Genomic DNA, 22,541 nt, shown 5'->3' on the forward strand with positions numbered 1-22,541 from the left:
GTTTTGTCATCTTAGACACTCCTAGTAAATTGTTAAGATTATTATACTTTATAAACTCCCAATTCACTGTGTCCATAATTTAGACTAACATCATTATATATTGTAGAAAGGAGGTGTTTTTATGGGATACTATGGTGGAAATGTTGGTGGCATTAATAATTGTGGCAATAATGGCGGCGGTTATGGTAATGGTTCATCATTTGCCTTAATTGTAGTTCTATTTATACTTCTAATAATTGTCGGCGCTACTTTCATGAATACAGGGTATTAATATTTCCGATTTAAGGGTCACTTCCCAGCCTGGTGACCCTTTTATAGTTTATAAAATCAAGTGTCAAATGTGTGCCTATTTATGCTGCATAATATAGTAATGTCATCAGTGAATTGCAATCTGCGACTTTTTTATTTCATAACCTAACATTTCAAATCACACTTTTGTTTATTTTCTATTTAGGAGATGACCCTTTTGTATTTAGTTGTAATAAATTCAATTCAAATTACATATATTTACTTCGGGATAGCATCCTCTTGTATTACCCCAAATTTATCGCACGCGCTATCCCTGTAATTTTCTTTCTGACATGATGTTCAACTAAAGATTAGATATTTCGTCTTCTAACCACTCTTTCTAAACAGAAAATGTCCTTTTTTAATTAATGGGTATAATTTAGATTTAATTCAGAAATGATAAAGTTGTCATGAGATTTTTTCACACACACTACTTGAAGCTGTAACGACCTCGCTGTTACGGCTTTTTTATTTTTTCAAAGCAATAAACTATATAAAATCCAAGTTAACATTTAAATTGGTTACTACTATACCGAGTGATTCTAATTGTTTCTACAACAAAAATGATATTAAATAAATCTGGTTAAAAAAATTACGGATACTTAAGCACCTTCTGTACAAACTATTTTCAGGAGGTGATTTTCAATGGCAAACAACAATCAAAACTTTAACTCAAAAATTCCAAATGCAATGAATGTAGAATTTGGAAATGAGACTGATGTTAATCAAATTAAACAACAAATCCAACAGGCAGAAGCTAACAAAAAACAAGCTTCTGGTTCAACGAACTCGATGAACGAAGAATTCGGAAGCGAGACTGATGTTAATCAAATTAGACAGCAAATCCAACAGGCAGAAGCTAACAAAAAATTTGCTTCTGGTCGATTTGCAAACGAAAACAATACAAAATAAGTTTAAATATATCATCACAACCGGCAACCTTTGCCGGTTTTTTGTTTCCGCAATATACATTCCTTTTGCAATTTAATTTGAGCTGTGGCGTTGGCGATCGTCGCAGTTTTTTATTGCCTTTAAATGATAAATGCCCAAGTTCATTTGTTTATGAAACGTATTATAGGAATGTCATAAGAAAATAACAACTTCACAACTTTTTTTCCTCAAAGAAGATAATTCAAATCACAACATTTGGTCACTTCCGTTTTAGGAAATGACCCTTTTTATTTAAATGTTATGTTTTCAATTAAAATTACATATATTTACTTTGTGATAGCATCCTTTTGCATTACCTCAAACCCTTATCGTACGCGCTAACCCTCTAACTTCCCCCAAATTGTTCAATAATATTGCATTTTGTGTATCAATTTTTTAATTATATCCATACTAACCTTGCTTTAATGGCGAAAAACAAGAAAAGGAAGTATAAGTATGGTATTCTTGGTGCTAATCCAAAATGTGCACCTGATTTCATGGTTGAGGTACTTTCCCCTTCTACCACACGACATGACAAAATACGAAAAGTACTTTATGATGATTTCATTATCAACATTAAAGACATATTCCGAAATGTTATTGCTTACTAAATCATTAATATTTTGCGCAAAATATTAATAACGGAAAAGAGCAGGCTTATTGTCTAGCTCTTTTCTTATGAAAGGAATGCCAATATGACTGTAAAAGAAACTGAAACACACTGGACATTAGTATTGACATCAAAACGATGGAAGCTGTAAAAGAAAGAGAAATGTATGAGGCTGCAAAAGAAAAATATGATGCCTTTCAAGTGCATACTTAAATAAAAACAAAGACGTTTCACTTGAACATTTGCAGAAACATTTCAAAAGTAATCATATAACACTTGTTAAATACCAAGAATGGTTTGGTCCGTTTAAACATTTAGCGCCTAATAGGTTGGGGTCTGAAATACGAGAGAAAAGAATAAAAATGATTAAGAAAGCCCTGTAATCACATCCAAATACATCAGAGTGTCAACTCGAAAAAATCACAGGCATAAACAGGAAAATGATAGACAAACTTATACGTGAGGAAAATTTAAAGCGTTGTTTCAATCCACGTGGGTAGTTTAAGGAACACGACAATGTACATCTATTACTTTCATATTTAGAAGGGGAATACCCTAATGCTCCCCCCTTCTGCGTTATATCTTTTAGTTAGACACTAAATAGCTTAACAATTTTACAACATACCCTTTTGAATCATTCAAGGTATCCTGTGCGCCTATGCATGCAGGGCAACCAACACTACAAGGGCAACAATCGACATGTTGCTGTGTCTTTGTTAATAAATCTTCCCATAAATCGTATACTTTTTCACTTAGACCAATACCACCAGGATACTTATCATAAACAAAAAATGTTGGTAGTTCATTATGCGTGGCCTTTATTTGAGGCACAACGTCAATATCACTACTATCACATTGGATAAAGATCGGAATAAAAGCATTGATGGCATAAGCCGCACCAATCATAGCTGCATCTAACTCCGCCTCTGACCAAATACTTGGCGTATTAAAAGATAGCCAAGACGCGCTAGTATGCATTTCGTCAGGTGGTAAATGAATTGGACCCGAACCGATATTATCATGTTTTTCATTGAGCTTTATTTTTTTAAATAGTGTGGCCTGAGCAACTAAGCCAACATCACCAAAGCTAATCGTGCCCCCCTTATAATCTCTATTACGATCTTCTTCTAGCACTTTCATTTCAACTGCTAGATTAGCGTCTGTGTAATAATCGACATCTACTTCACGGACAAAAGCTTTCTTTTCTTCCCAATCAAGCTTTTCTACTTGAAATTGAATGCCCTGATGTAAATAGATTGCCTCTTCATGCAATAATGTCATTGCGCTATGACGATCCATTTCACCGATGACCTTTGTTTGCGCGGGAATTGTCATATCAATGATTACAACATTTTCCTGAGAAGCTGAGCGCAGACTAATATCGTGAGCAGGGAAACGATCACTCATCCAATGCCACTTATCGCTTGTTTTAAAAACAACGCCTTCTTCTGCTAGATAATCTAATAGTTCTTGAATTTCATATTCTCCGTATGCATCAGGTGTGGAAAAAGGTAGCTCAAATGCTGCACATTTTAAGTGGTCCATTAAAATTAACATATTTTCGGGATAAATACGTGCTTCTTCAGGTGAACTACCAAGTAAAAAGAGTGGATGATTGACCACATACTGATCCAATGCAGATGATTGCGCTACATAAATAATTAATGCCTCGTCCTGCCGACGACCAGCACGGCCAGCTTGCTGCCAGGCACTTGCAATATTTCCTGGGTAACCTGTCATAATACATGCTTGAAGCTGTCCAATATCGACTCCTAATTCCAAAGCATTTGTACTAACAACTGTTTGAATAGTACCATCTCGAAGACCACGTTCAATCACTCTTCGCTCAGAAGGTAAATAGCCTCCACGATAGCCTCTTACCGATTCATCAAGCAGTTTGTTTCGTGTCAGCTCCTTTAAATAAGTAACTATCATTTCTACTCTTACACGGCTTTTAGCAAAGATAATGGTTTGAATACCTGCTATGTATAATCTTTTAGCTAGGTCACTTACCTCTAAGACAGCACTACGACGCACGCCAAATGTTTTATGAACAATAGGCGGATTATAAAATAGAAACGTTTTTTTACCAACTGGCGCTCCCGAATCAGCAATTAATACATGGGTTTCATTTGTTAGAAGTTCTGCTAATTCCTTTGGATTTTTTATAGTTGCTGAAGTACAAATAAATACGGGCTTACTGCCATAAAATGCACAGATCCTCTTGAGTCTGCGTATAACATGGGCTACATGTGAACCAAATACACCTTTATATGTATGCAATTCATCTATAACGATATACTGTAAATTTTCAAAAAGAGATACCCATTTTGTATGATGTGGTAATATTCCTGAATGGAGCATATCGGGGTTTGTCATTACAATATGCCCTGCCTTGCGCACCTTTTGGCGAATTCCAGGTGCGGTGTCTCCATCATATGTGTAGCTTAATATCTCTTCTCCACTTTGTTCAATTAACTCATTTAGATCATTCTTCTGATCCTGTGCTAAAGCCTTTGTCGGAAATAAATAAATAGCCCTAGCATTATTATTCTCTAATATTGTTTGAAGAACTGGAAGATGATAGCAATATGATTTCCCCGATGCTGTTGGAGTAACAGCAGTAAAGGACGTACCACTCTGCGCCAAATCGAAGGCTTCTCGTTGATGTGTATAAAGCTGCTCGATACCTCTTGCCTGTAGTGCCTTTACTAGAGAAGGATGTAAATTTCCAGGGAAAGGGGCATATTTTGCTTCACGCCCTTCAAGTGTCTGCCAGTGTAAAATGCGTTCTTTTAATTCTTCATCATATCTCCACTCGTTTAATAATTCATTGATGGTTCTCTTTTTGGATAGCATCTTTTGTTCCCTCCTTCACGATTCGTTCAAAATTCTTCAATGTAAAGGAGGTAGAATGAGTAGCATCTAAAAAGCGTTTTTTACTTGTTTCTTTAAAAAAAGATTGCACAACAAATTGCTCCATGGATTCCACCACAGAAGCAATTTGTTGGCTATGCATATATTTTGGATTATTGTTTTGAATCCACAAATTCGCATCCAGTTGCCACCCTTTTAAAAGTTGATGAATCGCATCGGCATGTGGCTTAACCTCCTTATAAAAATCAGGTGTGCGGTCCTCTTCACGCATTTGCCAAAAGCGAGCAACACTTTTTTCACATTCATCTATTAATATGGAAGTTTGCTGTATTAATAACAATTTCGCACCTCATCTCATTCATTACAACAATTACATACATTGCTCGTTTGAACTTAAAAATTCTTCTTCAGCATGTATGGTAGTACTGATACATGACAAGCAAGTTGTATATGAAGCTCATTATAATAATAGCATGTCTCTCTCAACTCACACACGATGGTAAATATTGTATTTAAAATACTCATATTGAGGGAGTTACTTTGCATATGAGATAAGTGTACCAAAGTCTATCATTTTTCACTACTTATAGGCGAACAAGCATTCTTTACTTGCCAGTTCTTTTCTGCTAAGCTTACTTTCTGGCTAACAGCTTCGAGTTGCATAAAAAAATGCATGCTATGTGCATTGCTTTCCAAAGACACTCTTGTTATAAGTAATTGATTGACCAGATCCAACTGCGCAACTAATTGTTCTAACTTATTCAATACAACGCCTCCTTTGCTTTACTTATGTATTTCCTCGCATGTATAAAATTACCTTCATGCATGACAAAAAAAGCGTAAGTTAGCTGAAAGAAGAAGAATTTCGATATTTTTTTATTAAAACATAATTATGGCTCTGTTGTCTGAATAATCTTCTAGCTAGATTGGAGCAAATAGAGAGGACAAATTTACTACAGAATTGGTTGAAAACTTTATCTGTTTTTTTGGCATTTTGAGTAGAAAGCACAGCTTTTTTTTGACAACTTTTCGACTCCAGAAGGCGGAAAGTGTACTATCTTGATTGATTCTTGTCGTAAGATTCTTGCTATAGATTGAACTAGCCAGAGGTGGAGAACTACTACTGAATCATGGTAAACTATTGTATATAATATTGCAGTATTATAGAGGGTGAGCTAAGTGACAATTCGTTATCCAAATGGGAAATTGTATACCCCAAATCGAGCTTTTCAAAATGGGTCAAAAAAGGATGATAACAAAGAAATTTCTTTTAGTAATCGAGGGAAAACACTAGAGGATGAAATCAATGAAGCAAACGACTATTATATAAAAAGTCGATTTGCTATCATTCATAAGAAACCTGTTCCTGTACAAATCGTCAAAGTAGAGTATCCATCACGAAGTGCTGCAGTAATTCGCGAAGCATACTTCCGAACTCCTTCAACAACAGATTATAATGGTGTTTGGAAAGGGCATTATATTGATTTTGATGCAAAGGAGACAGCTTCCAAAACAAGTTTTCCCTTAAAAAATATACACTTACATCAAATGACTCATATGCAGCAAGTGACGGAACAAAATGGTGTGGCTTTTATTATCGTTCGTTTTTCAGCTTTTGAACGATATTTTATTGTGCCATACGAAGTTTTACAAAAGGCCTGGCAAGCAATGGAGAATGGTGAGCGTAAATCGATACCTTTTTCAACGATTGAAAGAGAAGCTTTCGAAATTCCTACAAGCTATTATCCACGTATCAACTATTTACCGATTATCCAGCAGCTCATTGAAGCAAAAAGCCATGGCTCTGAAAGTGAGGAGATTGTAGAATGACTGAACGTCGTCAAACACGCGGTGAGCGTCAGAAAGCTCTCGTTCAAAAAAATAAAAAGAAAGTACCCAAATCATCTGGAAAATTATGGTTTAAGCGCATTTTCTTAACACTGTTGGCAATAGGGGTAGCATGTTTTATTGGAGGAGCTGGGATGTTCGCTTTTTATGCTAGTAGCGCACCTGAGCTAAAGGAAGAATTACTGAAGGATCCTGTTTCTTCTGAGTTCTTTGATAAAAATGGTGATCTATTTGCAACAATTGGTGCAGAAAACCGTAAATATATAAAATATGAAGATATACCTGAGGATATGATCAATGCCATCCTGGCTACGGAAGATGTACGCTTTTTCGAGCATCATGGTATGGATTTTTATCGTCTTGGCGGGGCAATTATTGCCAACTTCCGTGATGGTTTTGGATCACAGGGGGCTTCAACTTTAACACAGCAGGTTGTGAAAAACTCTTTTTTACAAAACGAGAAAAAATTAAAACGTAAAGCACAGGAGGCTTGGCTTGCCTTTCAATTAGAGCGTAAATATTCAAAAGAAGAAATCTTTGAAATGTACTTTAATAAAATGCTTATGTCAGGTCGTGTATACGGCTTTGGAACAGCCGCTCAATATTTCTATGGTAAGGATTTAAAAGATTTAACGTTAGATGAAGAAGCATTACTTGCAGGTTTAGTACAGCGTCCAAATGCTTACGACCCATTAAAAAATCCTGAGCTTGCAGAGAAGCGTCGTAATACTGTTTTAGGATTAATGTATCAACATAGTAAAATTACAAAAGCAGAAATGGAAGAAGCAAAAAAAGTAGACGTTCAAGCAGGCTTAGCCGATGATACAACACGTCAAAAATTTGCTGGCTCTAAATATGATGCATTCCTTGATATCGTCCTAAATGAATTAGAGAAAAACGGTGATGGTACTGCAATGGCAGAAGGCATTAAGGTGTACACAACACTTGATCCAAATGCTCAACAAATTGTTGAAAACATCATGAATGATGATAGTAATTTCCCAACAGAAAAAATTCAATCCGGTGTAGCTGTTGTAGATACTAAAACTGGTCAAATTCAAGCAGTCGGTGGTGGACGCAATTATGGCAATCGTGGTTGGAACTATGCAGACGATTTAACACAAAATCAACCAGGCTCTACTATGAAGCCATTATTGGATTATGGTCCAGCAATCGAATATTTAAAATGGTCAACAGGTCAAACACTTGTGGATGAACCTATGAAATACACAGGAACTCAGCAAACCATTACAAACTGGGATGGTAAATATATGGGGGCTATGACAGCTCGTAAGGCATTATATGCTTCCCGAAACGTTCCAGCTGTAAAAGCTTTAAAAGAGGTTGGTCCTGATAAGGCGCAGGAATTCATTGGTCGTTTAGGTATTGAGGCGAAAAACGTCTATGAATCTGATGCGATTGGTGGTGGGGATATTGCCATATCTCCTATCCAAATGGCAGCTTCCTATGCAGCATTCGGTAATAATGGTGTTTACACTGATCCTCATGCAATATCAAAAATTGTTTACCGTGATGGTAAAACAACAAAGGATTATACACCAAAGTCTGATGTTGCGATGAGTGATTACACAGCTTACATGGTAACAGACATGCTACGTGATGTAGTTGGCAATAAGCCTGATGCATCAGGTACTGCTGCCAATGTTTCTGGGTTAGATATTGCAGGTAAAACGGGTACAACTAACTATTCAAAAGCTGATTTTGATAAATACAACTTACCTAGCACAAGTGTGCCAGATTCATGGTTTGCAGGTTATACAACTAACTATTCAATCGCCATATGGAGCGGTTATGAAAAACACTTCGACCCTATCACAACTTGGGATGAACGTCGTTTACCACAACATCTATTTAAGCAAATAATGAAAGAAATTTCGGCGAATGTTGAAACACCTCGTTTCAAAAAACCAAGCTCTGTTGTAGAGGTTACAATTGAGGCAGGCTCAAAACCGCTGAGATTAGCAAGTGATTTCACACCAAATAACAAACGTCAAACTGAGCTATTTATTCGTGGCACAGAGCCTACGGAAGTTTCGAATGAGTACGAGGCACCTGAACTTTCAACACCTTATAATGTTTCAGCAAATTTAGATTTAGGCGCTCAATCAATCAATATTTCTTGGGAACATGATGCAATTCTGAATCCAGAAACAAACGAGCCATTGCCAACTACCTTTGAGGTCTCAGCTACACGTGAAGGCGGGGAAACAATTTCTCTTGGGACAACAGAAAGCAAAGGCCTAACAGTTGCAAACAATTTAGAGGATGGCAATTACACGATTTCTGTCGTCGCTATTGTGGACGGTACACGAAGTGAGCCAGGTACAGCCTCCTTCCAAGTGACAAGTATGCCAGACGAAAACCTAGAGCCTGATACTCCCGATGAGCCTGATTTAGAACAGCCAACGACACCTGATCAAGGTAATGGCAATGGTAATAATGGCAATCACAATGGAAATGGTAATGGAAATAGTAATAACAGTGGCAATGGCAACCCTGATAGTAATAACGGCAGTAGTGGCAATAATGGTAGTAACAACACCAATGATGGCACTACTAACGGTGGTCAACCACCTACACCACCGACCGACCCTGTCGTTCCAAATGAAGAAAACGATAGTACAGAATAAAAAAAGCAGAGGAGCATCATTATTGATGGCTCCTCTGCTTTTCATTTATCTGCATTCAGTAGAAGACTCCCTCCTCTAAAGATGGTGAGATGAATGCGGTATTGGTTCCATTTCATTGGGTGCCCAAACACCTACTGAAATAGAGGAACTCAGTCTAATAACGCCACGTCCTGTGGCAATGACTGAGTGACCAACATCTTGTTGGCCCAAAGCCTCCGGCGGATGTCACGGATTTTCAAAGGAATGAAAAAAGGATGTTAGCCTAACATCTTCGCATCCTGCGAAAACGGCTAACTGACCTGCATCGTGCAGGCCTGAGCACAATTCAAAATCCGGACGCATTGTTTATCTGTGCGAAAGCGAAGCGACAGCCACAATTACGCCAAGGCGAAATTGATTTAACCAAATATCTTTACCCATTCGAATTATTTTTAGTAGCTTGCAGTCGTAAGCGAGCAGCCCGTTTTTTTGTCTCCTTAAATAATTCATCCAGCTGACGATAGCAGGCATACTGACCAGGCTTTGCTTTTATAAAGGCCATTCGTTCAATCCCATTTATCGGTAAAACCTCATCTCCGCCCTCTTCTACTAGATGGTCAAACAAAACAATTGCCGCCTCCATCAAGCCCTTAGCCTCACCATTTCTTGTATCGTGGGCTATGTGAATTTTGGATTCCAGCTCTTGCCACTCTGTAAACCAAGCATCGATTTCTTCCTTTGCAATTGCCTCTACATTCATGCCTCTTTCACCAGCCCTTTTTTCAAACGCTTTTGTCCTTCTCGACAATCCTCTAGTAACGGACAAGCCTGACAGCCTGGATTTTGAGCCTTACAATGATATCTGCCAAAGAAAATGAGCTGATGATGCGTTTTTGACCACTTGTCCATTGGTGTTTTCTTCATAATCGTTTCTTCCACCTCAAGCACCGAATCCTTCCAGCGACAAAGACCTAACCGCTTGGACACCCGCTCTACATGAGTATCCACTGCAAGCGCAGGGATATCGAATGCTACAGACAATACGACATTAGCCGTTTTACGGCCAACTCCAGGCAACGTCACTAAAGCTTCTCGACTTGCTGGTATCTCGCCCGCATATTCATCTAACAAGCGCTGACATAAAGCTTGAATATTCTTTGCTTTATTTCGATACAAGCCGATGGAACGAATATCCTGTTGTAATTCCTCTAAGGACACTGCTAAATAATCTTCAGGCTTCTTATATTTTTGGAATAACGTTTTCGTAACCTTATTGACAAGAACATCAGTACATTGTGCAGATAACAATGTGGCTATCGTTAGCTCGAATGGATTTTCATGCACGAGCTCACAATGTGCCTCAGGGAACATACGATCCATTTCGGCTAGGCAATGCTCCCATTGTTTTTTTGTTAGCATACTGGCACCCTACTCTCTCTCTTCTAACCAATTATAAAATGGTACTTTGTTTGTCGATTGCATCCCTTGCTGCGATGTACGGACTGGTGGTCTGTGAATCGTTTGTTTTTCACGGAACTGTTCGCTTTGTTTTTGTGCAGCCTGAGGTGTCGTAATATTTTTCTTTTTCCACTCCAGTAAAATACGATCAATATAACGAATACTTAGCTTTCCCGCAAACACTGCCTCCTTTAGCGCCTCTTTAATAAGCGCTGGACTATGTTTGTCCTCATCTAGCCAAGAACCGATTTTTTCTAGCTCTAAAGGAGATAAAAGACGCCCCATTTCCTCTTCAAATAAACGGAATATCTCGCCCTCTTCTTGTCGCAGTGCAGTTGCCGATTTTTGCTGCTCTTTCATCTCAATCAACTGCATAATACGCTCCCAAAGTGGAAAAACCGAATATTTTTCATATAGCTTGCCGTTTGCATCAACATCGCGGGTAATTTCAAGGAAGCCTTTTTGCATTAACCGCTGTAGACCAGAAGTAATATCATTGTCGGACATTGTGAGGCGGTTCATTAAATCATCAGGTGTTGGAAAATCATTGCCCTCGATATGGAATGCAAGTAAATGGAAAACAATTAACGCCTCTTCATCCTTCATATTTAACTCCTTATAAAACTGAAAAAAGAGCTGGGGAATTTGAATCATTCGCTGTTCAGTCCATATGCGGAGTCGACTATTATTTGTGCTCATATATTATTTGACTCCTTCTCTGGTAGTAAGTAGAAAAGCCGCGTAGATTTTTCCCTACGCGACTTTTAAATTGGTCCCGCTTTAACGGGCAGTAGTCAACTGTACCGAAAGCGAAAGGTAAGAAGATCATACTAGTTGTTGTTTATGGATATAAACGGTTTAGTAAACGCGGGAATGGAATAGTTTCACGGATATGCTCTGTTCCTGAAATCCATGCCACTGTTCTCTCTAACCCTAGACCGAAACCTGAATGGGGTACAGAGCCCTGTTTACGCAGTTCTAAATACCAAGCATAAGCATCTAATGATAAATTATGTTGTTCAAGACGTGATTTTAATAATTCATAGTCATGAATACGCTCAGAACCACCGATAATTTCACCATAGCCTTCTGGTGCAATCAAGTCTGCACATAATACAACGTCATCACGATCAGGATGTGGTTGCATATAGAATGGTTTAATACCTACTGGATAGCAAGTAATGAATACAGGTTTGTCAAATGAATTGGCAATAGCTGTTTCATGTGGCGCACCAAAATCATCGCCCCACTCAATATCATTAAATCCTTGCTCATGTAATAATTTAATCGCATCGTCATAAGAGATACGAGGGAATGGTGCTTTTATGTTTTCTAGAGTTGAAGTATCACGACCAAGACGCTCTAGGTCTAATTTGCAGTTTGCTAGTACAGATTGCACGATATGTTCCACATATTGCTCCTGCACCTCAAGATTTTCCTCAAATTCCACAAAGGCCATTTCCGGCTCAATCATCCAAAATTCGATTAGATGACGGCGTGTTTTTGATTTTTCAGCACGGAATGTAGGACCAAATGAGAATACCTTTCCTAATGCCATCGCAGCCGCTTCCATATAGAGCTGACCAGATTGAGAAAGATACGCATCCTCATCAAAATATTTCGTGTGGAATAGCTCAGAAGTACCTTCAGGAGCTGAACCAGTTAAAATTGGTGGGTCCATTTTTGTAAAGCCGTTGTTGTTGAAAAACTCGTAAGTTGCACGAATAATTTCGTTACGGATTTTCATAATCGCATGCTGCTTACGAGAGCGCAGCCATAGATGACGGTTATCCATTAAGAACTCGGGACCATGTTCTTTTGGTGTAATCGGAAAATCTGTTGCAGCATGTAGCACTTCGATACCTGTTACAGCTAGTTCACAGCCAAAGCTTGAACGCTCATCTGCTTTAACCTCTCCCGTAACATACATCGATGTTTCTTGTGTCATGCCTTTTGCAACGGCAAAAATCTCTTCACCTACTTCTTCTTTCACAACAACGCCCTGTACAAAGCCAGAGCCATCACGTAATTGTAAGAAGGCAATTTTCCCACTTGAACGTTTGTTTGATAACCAAGCGCCTAGTTTGACTGTTTCACCGATATGTTTTGGCATATCTTGAATCATAATTTTTTTCATAGAAATCCTCCAAAGTTGGTTAGAAGGATTAGTCTTGCCACTTTGATTTGACAAATGCATCAATACGGCGGACTGCCTCTTCTAATAGTTCTAAAGATGTAGCATAAGATAATCGCATTGTAGTTGGTGCACCAAAGCCAGAGCCTGGAATCACTGCTACGTTTGCTTCTGTTAAAATAGCTGCAGCAAATGCATCCACTGAATCGTAGCCAGTATGAGCCATAGCTTCTGCTACGTCTGGTAATAAGTAGAATGCACCCTGTGGCTTTAACACATGGAAGCCAGGTATTGCACTTAACTGCGGATAGATTTTCTCAAGACGAGATTCAAAAGCTTGGCGCATTTCTTCTACTGCGTCCTGAGGTCCATTGTATGCCTCCACTGTTGCATATTGTGCAGTTGTTGTTGCGTTAGATGTAGAGTGTGATGCAAGATCAGTCATTGGTTTAATAATGTCTGCATCTCCTGCAGCATACCCGATACGCCAGCCTGTCATAGAGTGAGATTTTGCTACACCGTTTACAACGATTGTACGTGCTTTCACTGCATCAGAAAGTTGTGCAATTGAAAAATGCTCTATACCATTGTATACAAGCTTCTCATAAATTTCATCTGACACGATTAAAATATCTTTATCTTCTGCAACAGCTGCAAGTTCTGCTAGCTCTTCACGAGAATAAATCATACCTGATGGATTGCTAGGTGAGTTTATGATGACTGCTTTTGTTTTATCTGTTATTGCAGCTCTTAATTGATCCGCTGTAATTTTATAGCCTTGCTCTCTTGTACCTTCAACATAAACAGGCACACCGCCAGCCAGCTTTACTTGCTCAGGATAGGATACCCAATAAGGGATTGGAATGATGACTTCATCACCCTCATTTAAAATAACTTGGAACAATGTGTAGAGAATATGCTTTGCACCAACACCTACAATGATTTCATTAGCCTTGTATGTAAGGTTATTGTCGCGTTGTAATTTATCAATAATCGCTTGCTTAAGCACTGGAAGTCCGCCAGCAGGTGTATATTTAGTAAAACCTTTCTCCATTGAGTCAATAGCAGCATTTAAAATATTTTGCGGCGTGTTAAAGTCTGGTTCACCAGCACCTAGACCAATGACATCAATTCCTTGCTCTTTTAACGCTTTAGCTTTCGCAGTAATGGCTAAAGTTGAAGATGGTGTTAAAGTTTTTACACGGTTTGCTAATAAATTTTTCATTGGGATCTACTCCTCTTATAAATTCGTAATACGCTTCCACCAATCGCCGTCCTCAAACATAATATAGACATAGTTGAGCTTATCGTGTTCGTTTAGGTACGTAATTTCCCAAACAGCACCGGGCTCCTCATAGCCTAATTTCATATTGAGTACCTTTTGTACATTTCCTTCCTTTTTAAAAACCGATAATGCTTGCTTTTCGTTAATACCATCTTTTAAAAATACTTCCCGAATTGAATCAGCTTCTAGATTCGTAGGAACAAAGATGGCTTTTTTATCACCGTATTCGTCTACTCCAAATACAGTAACATACGAATGTTTGCCATTATATGTGTAGGACTCCGAAACAATTGCGAGGGCCTTGGCATCAAGTGCCAGCTGTTCAGCCTTCTCTTCAATTGAACGGAACGGAGCCTCGGCTTTCCAGAGTACTAAAATACCAATGACAAGTGACAATGAAACCATAAAAACAGAAATGAAAATCAACCAGTTTCTCATTTATTCACCTTATGTTTCACATCTAACTTATGCTTTAACACGAATGCCCGATCTAGCATGTCTAAAGCTGCGTAACCATTCATTTTGCTTTCCATTTGGTCAACCTGCTTTCTTTCCTCATACCACAACATTATACAACAATTTTGCCCTGTCGTGTTCTTAATTTCGTATATTGTACGTTGCTAGAATAAGGTTTTCAAATGATCCGAATAGATATTTTTATTTTTCAATCATAGATCAAAAATGATAGCCTTTTCAATGGAAAAATTCCTATTCACGAATGCGAATAGGAATTAAAAAAACGATGACAATATTCATTACAATTCATCAATAATACATTTAGTACGCCCATTTTTTTTAGCTTGGTATAAACATTGATCTGCATGCTTAAATAAAGTTTTATAGTCATAATTTTTCTGTTCATTAATACATGCGCCCATACTCACCTTCAGTGTTTCACTTTCAGCATGTTGATCCAGCGTCAAGGTAAGCAAGTAAGAATGCATCTCTCTGACTAGCTCTTTTACATATTCTTTCTGCTCATGACGAATACAAATAACAAATTCATCCCCGCCAAAACGAATAATCTCTGCATCCTCTTTCTGCAAAAAATCCCGTAAGCCAGACGCAAGAATTTGTAAAACCCGATCACCAAATAAGTGACCATACGTATCATTATACAGTTTAAAATAATCAAGGTCTAAAACAGTCAAACCAACAAATTGCTTGTTGAATTTAGCCTCAAATAACCATTCATTTATCTTAATATCTAAGAAATGCCGATTTAAGACACCCGTTAAAGGATCATAGAGTGCCTTTTTTTCGAGCTTTTCCTTATGGCGATTAAATTCTAGGTTCATTACCTGCTGCAGCAAATTATCTACGCCCATTTTCTCGGAAAGCTCAATATATGCACGCTGCACTTCAAAAATTTCATCTCTCCAATTCAACTGATACAGTACATTTAAAAGTAAACGCATTACTTTCTTAGTTATAGCATTATCCCCATACGATTGTGCCAGTGCTATTGACTGTTTGTAATAGTTCACTGCCTCTTGTAGTCTATCTTGTTTTTCATATAAAAACCCATAACCAAACAAAGCAGCAACCTTTTCACGATTATGGTGCTGAATAATTGTCGAATTCAACGTACTGTCCAACAAAGTTTGAGCTGTGTCAAAATCTCCTTTAAAAATATAAACATCGGCTAAATTATTATTAATACGAATATCATGTAGCCTCGCTAATTCAGGTAGCTTCTTCGATAATTGCTGATTGTATTTTCTAGCAAGTAAACCAGCTTGCAGTCCTTCATCGTTGCAGCCTTTCTCAACCTCAAGGTAGCATAGATTATTATGACCTCGAACAAGCATAGTTAAATCGTTAAGTTCATGTGCGTAGTCGATTGATTTTTTTGTCATTTCGATTGTTTTCTCTCTAAAACCAACTAAATCATATAATAAAGACATCACTAGGTAATAATGCATGAAGTCTTTTGCAGTGCCATATTTTTGACAAGACGTTTCATATTCGGGAATAATGCTCATCATACTTAACGTATCCCCTAGTGTGAAGTATATTAATATCTTTTGATAATATAAATCCAGTCCGTGTTGATAATTTTGATTCTCTTCTGCTACTAATAGACCTTGTTCAGCAAGGACTAATGCTTCCTTTAAAAGACCTTTTGTTCGCATTTCCATTATTGTTTTATTTAATTGTTCCAATGTTAGTTCCAACGTATCACCACTTCTCCAAACCCCAGATTAACTAATATATCAATTATAAAACAACTGTATCCTGTCGTCCGTACTTTTCAACATTTACCAAACTTTACTAATTGTTGATTTACTGCATGGTAGAAAAATGGAAATCCGTCATCTAAATGACAATGATTACTCAATTTCCCTCACTATCCTCTGAAATCTGAATCACACAGCCATTACTGAAGTGTCGATATTGATATTTTTTATATATTAGCACAATTTTCTCCATTATTGTCCCAGTTGCCTATTGTTTTCACCCATATTATGAAGTAATTAGCAATCTAAGTATTGAAAAAGGGACGTGATGTTTTGACCATAAATATTAACCCTGCTGATCCAGCTACTATTCCAAAATTTGTTGATGAGTTACCGAAACCAAGCACTGCTAAACCAAAATATTATAGAGGTCAACAAAGAAAAGATTATTATGAGTTACAAATGATACAAGCAGAGCACTGTTTCCATAAGGATTTCCCAAAATCCATCATTTGGGGCTATAACGGGCTTTATCCTGGCCCGACGATTGAAGCTAAGAAAGACAAAACGATTTATGTCAGATATAAAAACCTATTACCTAGAAAGCATTTTCTGCCTGTCGATTTTACGCTTCATGCGGCCAACGATTCACAAGAGGTAAGGACTGTCACACATTTACATGGCGCAAATGTAGATTGGGAAAGCGATGGTCACCCAGAAGCATGGTACACAAGAGACTATATGCATACGGGACCAAAATTCTATAAAGAAGTACATGAATATACAAATCATCAACCTGGTACAACAATGTGGTATCATGACCATGCAATGGCATTGACTCGCTTAAATGTTTATGCAGGGTTAGCTGGCTTTTATCTACTGAGAGATGCCCTTGAGGAGCGTTCTAATTTACCCTGTGGTGACTACGAATATCCTATTTTAATTCAAGATAAATCGTTTAATGAGGATGGTTCACTATTCTACCCTGATGAACCACCTTTTCCAGTTCCCGTCCATCCATCTATTACACCTGGATTTGTAGGGAATACAATCGTCGTAAACGGGAAAGTTTGGCCCTATTTAAATGTCGAGCCTCGTAAATATAGATTTCGTTTTCTAAATGGCTCCAATAGAAGAGGCTATGTCATCAGCCTTTCAAATGGAGAGCCGATGATTCAAATTGGGACAGATGGCGGCTTTTTAACAGCACCTCGAGAAATACAATCTGTTGAATTATTACCAGCTGAACGTACAGATATCATTATTGATTTCTCTAATTGTGATGGTCAGGAAATAATAGTAGTCAATTCTGATGAGGATTTCATTGATGAGCATACAAACGTTATTATGCAATTCAAAGTTACTCTTCCTTTAAAATGTGAGGATACTAGTGAAATCCCAGAAATGCTTGCAGTTTCAATGGATCTGCACCCTCACCATGCGCATATCGAGAGACAACTTCCATTAACCGCTACAACGGATGATTTTGGTCGACCGATGCTTTTATTAAATAATCGAATGTACCATGATCCTGCTACTGAAAAGCCAGCACTTGATAGTATAGAGATTTGGAGTTTTATTAATGCCACACCGTTCATCCATCCTATTCATTTGCATTTAGTACAATTCAAAATATTGGAACGACGTCCTTTCGATTTAGAACTTTATCAAAATGAAGGAAGGTTGGAATTTACAGGACCTTCTGAAGAACCTCGAGACTATGAACAAGGCTGGAAGGATACCGTCAAAGCAGATGCAGGAAAAGTGACGAAAATTATAATGTACTGGAAAGACCATATCGGTCATTATATGTGGCATTGTCATTTTCTTGAGCACGAAGATCATGATATGATGCGACCAATCCTTGTGATAAAGGATGTTCATCCTGTGCAGCAGCCTCATGCCGAAGTAGAAATAGAACATTCCCCATCTGAGCATCATGAAACTGCTGCTACTATTGAAAACAGTAATCATCAAACAACACCACTCTTAAGTAATGATTCAGGTATTACCCAAGCAACAGAGAGTCATAACGTTCATCTAGAGAATGACGATAAACAGACAATTGTTCATCGAGAAATAGATATAAGTAAAATCCCTCAACCGATTTTCCCATCTACTGAGGTTCAACCCCAAGAAAGAATGTCAACTAGGCGTAGGAGAATATGGTACTAGTGAAACATTATTTTTAAAAAGTCTGGGAACAAACTGGTCAAAACCTTAAAAAGCGCAAGAAATCAATTTAGAAACGTTGATTTCTTGCGCTTTTCTGTCGTAATATTTTTAAATATGGCTTAATGATTTTTTATTCTTTTGAAATAAGCTATAAAGTATAGGTACAATAAACAGTGTTAAAAAAGTAGAAGTAAATAGTCCACCTATCACTACAACAGAAAGAGACTTTGATACCATCCCAGTTTCATTCGAAATTGCCATGGGAATTAAAGCTCCCACTGTTGCAATAGCAGTCATTAAAATGGGACGAATACGTATAACACCTGCTTCCACTAAAGCAGTTTGTTTGGTCATTCCACATGTTTCAAATTGCTTCACCTTATCAATAAGAACGATTGCATTCGTTACAACAATCCCATTTAACATTAGTAAACCAATCATTGCAGGCATTCCAATCGGTTCCTTCACAATATAAAGCCCAATTAATGCACCTATAACTGAGAACGGAATAGCAAACAAAATAACAAATGGCGCTTTTCCTTCCTTAAAGGTAAATACCAGTACCAAATACACTAAGAATATACTGATTCCTATGGCAATTGCTAAATCTCTGAAACCATCATCCATCGAAGCAGATACACCTTCCTTATAATAGCTAATATCTTCAGGAAGCTGTAGATTATCAATCACCTTATCGGCCAGAGCGGTAACATCTCCAACTTTTTCATCAGTAATGGTTCCATACACCATAATATACTCTTCACCATTTAGATGAGAAATTGAAGTTATATTATGAACCCTTTTTAGTTTCCCTATTTCATTCAGCATGACGGGAGTTCCCTTTACATTACTAATCTGAACCTTTCCTAGATCTTCAAGCGAAGTCATCTCATCCATTTTTAATCCTAGGTTCACTTCTTTTGTTTCATCTTCTGCTTGCATAGTTGTGACTACATCGCCATTAATGATTGCTCGAAGATTTTGTGCAACCATTGCTGGCATCATTCCTTTTTCGGCAAGCTTCATATCATCTAAATCGACAATGATTTCAGGTACTTCCCCCTCTAAAGATGTTGTCACATTCTCCATACCCTGCACTTTTTTTAAAGCAGCTGTAATCTGCTCACTCGCTCTTTTAATTTTCTCTAAATTCGTACCATTTACTACTAACGTATATTTGCTTTCTGCCCCTCCAATAATTCCTCCAATACCTGATACTTTGATTTCCTTAGGTTCACTTATTGTTGTTAACTGTTGTCGCAAATCACTGACATACTCATACGAATTCTCAACAGAATCATTGATTACAAATGAAATAGTCGCATATTCTGATTGCGCATCAATATCCGTATGTATAAGGCTAATTTCCTTTTGATCTAGTAATATTTTTTCCATTTTACCAGCCACATCAGTTGTTTTCTCAATAGGAGTTCCATTTTCCATTATCAATTCAACCTTGAAATGATTCACCTTCTCCTGTGGTAAAAAGGTTGTTCCTAGCTTAGGTGCAATGCTGACAGTAGTGCCTATTAAAATTAATAGTGCAGCAGATAAAGTAATTAGACGGTGATGTAAAGCCCAGGTTAAACTTTTTCGATACCACTTTTGAAGTACATTCTCTTGTGAGAGTTTAGGCGTAATTTTTAATAAAAAGACCTTTGACAATATTGGTACAATAGTGACTGCCACCATTAATGAAATTAACAATGAAATAACGATGGTCCATGCAAGTGGCTTGAAAAAACTGCCTACAATTCCTGGTACAAAGGCAAGTGGAAGAAAAACAGCAACGGTTGTTATGGTTGAGGAAGTAATCGCAGTTGCAACTTCACTTGTTGCTTGTTCTATTAATTCTTCATCTCTTTCCTTTGAAGCCCTTACTCTCCTAAATATATTTTCAATAACGACGATAGAATCATCTACAACTCGTCCAACTGCTACAGCAATACCAGCAAGTGTCATAATATTTAATGTATATCCCAACGCCTTTAGCCAAAGAAACGATGCAAAAATTGAAACTGGGATTGAGATGACTGCAATAATAGTTGAACGAATATTTTTTAAAAACAATAAGGTGATGATAATTGTCATGAATGCGCCTAAAAATACTTCACGGAGCATTGAATGAACCGATTGATTAATTTCAATAGATTGATCGTGTAAAATCTCCACTTTATAATCATCTGGAATAGCGAATGAATCCATTTCTTTTTTAACTTGATCAACAATTGCTACTACATTGGCGCCACCCTCAGGAATGATACTGAAACTGACACCCTCCTTGCCATTAATACGCGTCAGATTATTTATATATTTACTTTCATCTGTTACTTCAGCTACATCATCTAAAGTCTTTGCAGTAAATTCTCCTTCTTTCTTAAAAAGCTTTACATCTTTAATATCCTCAATTGATGTAAATGCACTATTTATTCGGACTGGTAATATTTCATTTGAAATAGTAATGTCTCCAGTTGGCACAGAAAGATTACTTGCTGCAATTGCCTCTCGTACATCATTGAATGTAAAACCATTTGCTGTTAATTTTTGCGGTAAAAGTCGAATAAAAACAGACGTTTCTGTTGTTCCATTCAATTCTATTTCACTTATACCCTCTATGATAGTTAATCGTGGAAGTATTATGTCCTTTACAAACTTTTGGACTTCGTCGATTTTTTCATGTGCATATATCCCCATTGTAAAACTAATTGGATTTCCACCAGGTCTCGTAATTTCATATTGAGGCTCACCTGCTAATTTAGGCAATTGTAAGCTATCCACACTTCTCCTTACAAGCTGCTCTGCCTCCTTCATATCCACGGTCATATCAAATTCGATTGTCGAATAGACCGCATTCATTACACCGTTTGTATAAACATTTTTTCTTCCTTCAAGCTTGAGGAACTCCCTTTCCATTTGCTCCCCAATATCATTCATAGCTTGTTTGGGCGAGGCTCCCTGATAAGGGATTATTATTGTCAAATATGGCATATCGACGTTTGGGTACTTCTCCATATGTAATGTTTTTAATGAATAAATTCCTCCTACAATAATAAGAGGTATGACTAATAGCATTGTTAAAGCATTTTTCATACTAAAACGGATGAATCGTTTCATATTTCACCTTCCTAATTTTATATTAAATTTACTCCTGCTCCATTTGAATAACAGGCAATAATAAATCTAATTGTGTAAAATCATCACCTCGATACCACTCTAGAATGGAACGCGTGGGGACCCATTTATGTTGAAGTGCATATTGTAGTAATTTAATATAGCCATCCTTAATCGTTGACATATGCTCTTTAAATGGTAATGCCAGACATATACAAGCAGGCATATGTTCAATAAAATCACAATCTATATATATATTTAAATTTGTGTCTACTGGAACGCCAAAGCCAATTTGGGCTTTAATTTCGTCTTGCCCCGATAAATAATTTAAGTAATAGCTTTTAATACGGATATTTAATTGTTTTATTTCATTTGCTCTTTGTGCAAAGCTTGCTCCAAATTTGCCTGTCGTAGATTTAGCAGTAAACCAAATAATTTTTTCATCGTTTTTATCAATTAAATAAATATCATCTCGAATTGAGTCACTTTCTAAATAGCGCAGGCTAATATCCAATAAATCTCGTTTTCTCTTCATATGTTGAATCCATTTTTGCATCATCTTTTGACGATTCGTTTCATCCTGCTCCTGTAAATAATGTTGAATCTCATTAATAGGAACATCCGCCAAACGCAAAGTGGATATTAACTTTACTGTTGCAATCTGGCTGTCTGCATACACTCGATAGCCATTTAAACTCCTTTCCTCTGGTAGTAGTAAATTTTTGGTTTCATAAAAGCGTAGTGTGCTTTTGGTGATACCTGTTCTTTCAGAGAACTCTTGAATAGTCATATATTTTTTCACATCATCACACCTCTCAATTTCAATGGTAAACCTTCAACCAACTTGAAGGTCAAGTGTTTCTCTAAGATTTGTCTTTCATGTCGTTGAGGCAATAAAAAAAGTCCCTTATATTAGGGACTTCATAGTGTTGAAAAACTAAATGGTCAAGGGACTCTTTGTGAACACTACTAAGTCAAATGAAGGTGATTTCCGTTCCAGGCTACTCGCTTTCCA

General features: G+C 37.3%; 18 protein-coding genes. 5 read left to right on the top strand and 13 right to left on the bottom strand.

The features are described 5' to 3' along the window. Window positions 1–121: 121 nt before the first annotated feature. Both ACQKIM_RS24625 and ACQKIM_RS24630 read left to right on the top strand, forming a co-directional pair. Window positions 122–271 (top strand): YjcZ family sporulation protein, encoded by a 150-nt coding sequence (locus ACQKIM_RS24625; RefSeq protein ID WP_427549015.1) that lies wholly within the window; start codon window positions 122–124, stop codon window positions 269–271. 662 nt (window positions 272–933) lie between these two features. Further along, window positions 934–1,200 carry a gamma-type small acid-soluble spore protein gene (locus tag ACQKIM_RS24630; protein ID WP_427549017.1) on the top strand — a complete coding sequence of 89 codons (267 nt, stop codon included), beginning with the start codon at window positions 934–936 and terminating at the stop codon, window positions 1,198–1,200. A gap of 1,213 nt (window positions 1,201–2,413) precedes the next feature. Here ACQKIM_RS24630 and ACQKIM_RS24635 read toward each other — a convergent pair. From ACQKIM_RS24635 to ACQKIM_RS24645, 3 genes are all read right to left on the bottom strand, one after another. After that, window positions 2,414–4,687 carry a DEAD/DEAH box helicase gene (locus ACQKIM_RS24635; RefSeq protein WP_427549018.1) on the bottom strand — a complete coding sequence of 758 codons (2,274 nt, stop codon included), beginning with the start codon at window positions 4,685–4,687 and terminating at the stop codon, window positions 2,414–2,416. Continuing rightward, entirely contained in the window at window positions 4,659–5,045 is a 387-nt protein-coding gene (locus tag ACQKIM_RS24640; RefSeq protein WP_427549020.1) for a YppE family protein, read from the bottom strand. The genes ACQKIM_RS24635 and ACQKIM_RS24640 overlap by 29 nt, the downstream gene beginning before the upstream one ends. A gap of 230 nt (window positions 5,046–5,275) precedes the next feature. Further along, window positions 5,276–5,470 (bottom strand): endonuclease, encoded by a 195-nt coding sequence (locus ACQKIM_RS24645; RefSeq protein ID WP_427549022.1) that lies wholly within the window; start codon window positions 5,468–5,470, stop codon window positions 5,276–5,278. A gap of 414 nt (window positions 5,471–5,884) precedes the next feature. On the opposite strand from ACQKIM_RS24645, the gene recU reads away from it, so the two are divergent. Both recU and ACQKIM_RS24655 read left to right on the top strand, forming a co-directional pair. Continuing rightward, the gene (recU, locus tag ACQKIM_RS24650) at window positions 5,885–6,535 is read left to right on the top strand and encodes a Holliday junction resolvase RecU (protein ID WP_427549024.1); all 651 of its coding nucleotides are present in this window, start codon (window positions 5,885–5,887) and stop codon (window positions 6,533–6,535) included. Beyond that, a complete protein-coding gene (locus tag ACQKIM_RS24655) occupies window positions 6,532–9,204 on the top strand; it encodes a PBP1A family penicillin-binding protein (protein WP_427549025.1) in 2,673 nt (890 codons plus the stop codon). The genes recU and ACQKIM_RS24655 overlap by 4 nt, the downstream gene beginning before the upstream one ends. A 75-nt stretch (window positions 9,205–9,279) precedes the next feature. Here ACQKIM_RS24655 and ACQKIM_RS24660 read toward each other — a convergent pair whose 3' ends face one another. The 8 genes from ACQKIM_RS24660 to ACQKIM_RS24695 all read right to left on the bottom strand — a co-directional run bounded on the left by ACQKIM_RS24660 (window position 9,280) and on the right by ACQKIM_RS24695 (window position 16,237). Then, window positions 9,280–9,414, bottom strand: a complete 135-nt coding sequence (locus tag ACQKIM_RS24660) for a hypothetical protein (protein WP_427549027.1) — start codon at window positions 9,412–9,414, stop codon at window positions 9,280–9,282. Window positions 9,415–9,616: 202 nt separating this feature from the next. After that, window positions 9,617–9,943 carry a YpoC family protein gene (locus tag ACQKIM_RS24665; RefSeq protein WP_427549029.1) on the bottom strand — a complete coding sequence of 109 codons (327 nt, stop codon included), beginning with the start codon at window positions 9,941–9,943 and terminating at the stop codon, window positions 9,617–9,619. Beyond that, window positions 9,940–10,602 carry an endonuclease III gene (gene nth, locus ACQKIM_RS24670; protein ID WP_427549030.1) on the bottom strand — a complete coding sequence of 221 codons (663 nt, stop codon included), beginning with the start codon at window positions 10,600–10,602 and terminating at the stop codon, window positions 9,940–9,942. The genes ACQKIM_RS24665 and nth overlap by 4 nt, the downstream gene beginning before the upstream one ends. Window positions 10,603–10,611: 9 nt before the next feature. After that, the gene (locus ACQKIM_RS24675) at window positions 10,612–11,340 is read right to left on the bottom strand and encodes a DnaD domain protein (protein WP_427549032.1); all 729 of its coding nucleotides are present in this window, start codon (window positions 11,338–11,340) and stop codon (window positions 10,612–10,614) included. A gap of 142 nt (window positions 11,341–11,482) precedes the next feature. Continuing rightward, entirely contained in the window at window positions 11,483–12,778 is a 1,296-nt protein-coding gene (gene asnS, locus ACQKIM_RS24680; RefSeq protein ID WP_427549033.1) for an asparagine--tRNA ligase, read from the bottom strand. Window positions 12,779–12,806: 28 nt separating this feature from the next. Further along, entirely contained in the window at window positions 12,807–14,000 is a 1,194-nt protein-coding gene (locus tag ACQKIM_RS24685; protein ID WP_427549035.1) for a pyridoxal phosphate-dependent aminotransferase, read from the bottom strand. Window positions 14,001–14,015: 15 nt separating this feature from the next. Then, on the bottom strand, window positions 14,016–14,498 hold the full coding sequence (locus tag ACQKIM_RS24690) for a DUF5590 domain-containing protein (protein WP_427549037.1): 483 nt from the start codon (window positions 14,496–14,498) through the stop codon (window positions 14,016–14,018). Between the two features lie 317 nt (window positions 14,499–14,815). Continuing rightward, window positions 14,816–16,237: a diguanylate cyclase gene (locus ACQKIM_RS24695; RefSeq protein ID WP_427549039.1), complete on the bottom strand. Its 1,422-nt coding sequence runs from the start codon at window positions 16,235–16,237 to the stop codon at window positions 14,816–14,818. A gap of 336 nt (window positions 16,238–16,573) precedes the next feature. Between ACQKIM_RS24695 and ACQKIM_RS24700 the strand changes: the two genes are divergently transcribed. Further along, window positions 16,574–18,415, top strand: a complete 1,842-nt coding sequence (locus tag ACQKIM_RS24700) for a multicopper oxidase family protein (RefSeq protein WP_427549041.1) — start codon at window positions 16,574–16,576, stop codon at window positions 18,413–18,415. 108 nt (window positions 18,416–18,523) lie between these two features. On the opposite strand, the gene ACQKIM_RS24705 is transcribed toward ACQKIM_RS24700, so the two are convergent. Together ACQKIM_RS24705 and ACQKIM_RS24710 are read right to left on the bottom strand one after the other, a co-directional pair. Continuing rightward, window positions 18,524–21,529, bottom strand: coding sequence for an efflux RND transporter permease subunit (locus ACQKIM_RS24705; protein WP_427549043.1), 3,006 nt, complete (start codon window positions 21,527–21,529; stop codon window positions 18,524–18,526). Between the two features lie 28 nt (window positions 21,530–21,557). Then, window positions 21,558–22,328 carry a MerR family transcriptional regulator gene (locus ACQKIM_RS24710; protein WP_427549045.1) on the bottom strand — a complete coding sequence of 257 codons (771 nt, stop codon included), beginning with the start codon at window positions 22,326–22,328 and terminating at the stop codon, window positions 21,558–21,560. Between the last annotated feature and the right edge of the window lie 213 nt (window positions 22,329–22,541).

Origin of the sequence: Lysinibacillus sp. NPDC047702 (genome assembly GCF_050272555.1) — a bacterium.
Taxonomy (GTDB): Bacteria; Bacillota; Bacilli; order Bacillales_A; family Planococcaceae; genus Lysinibacillus.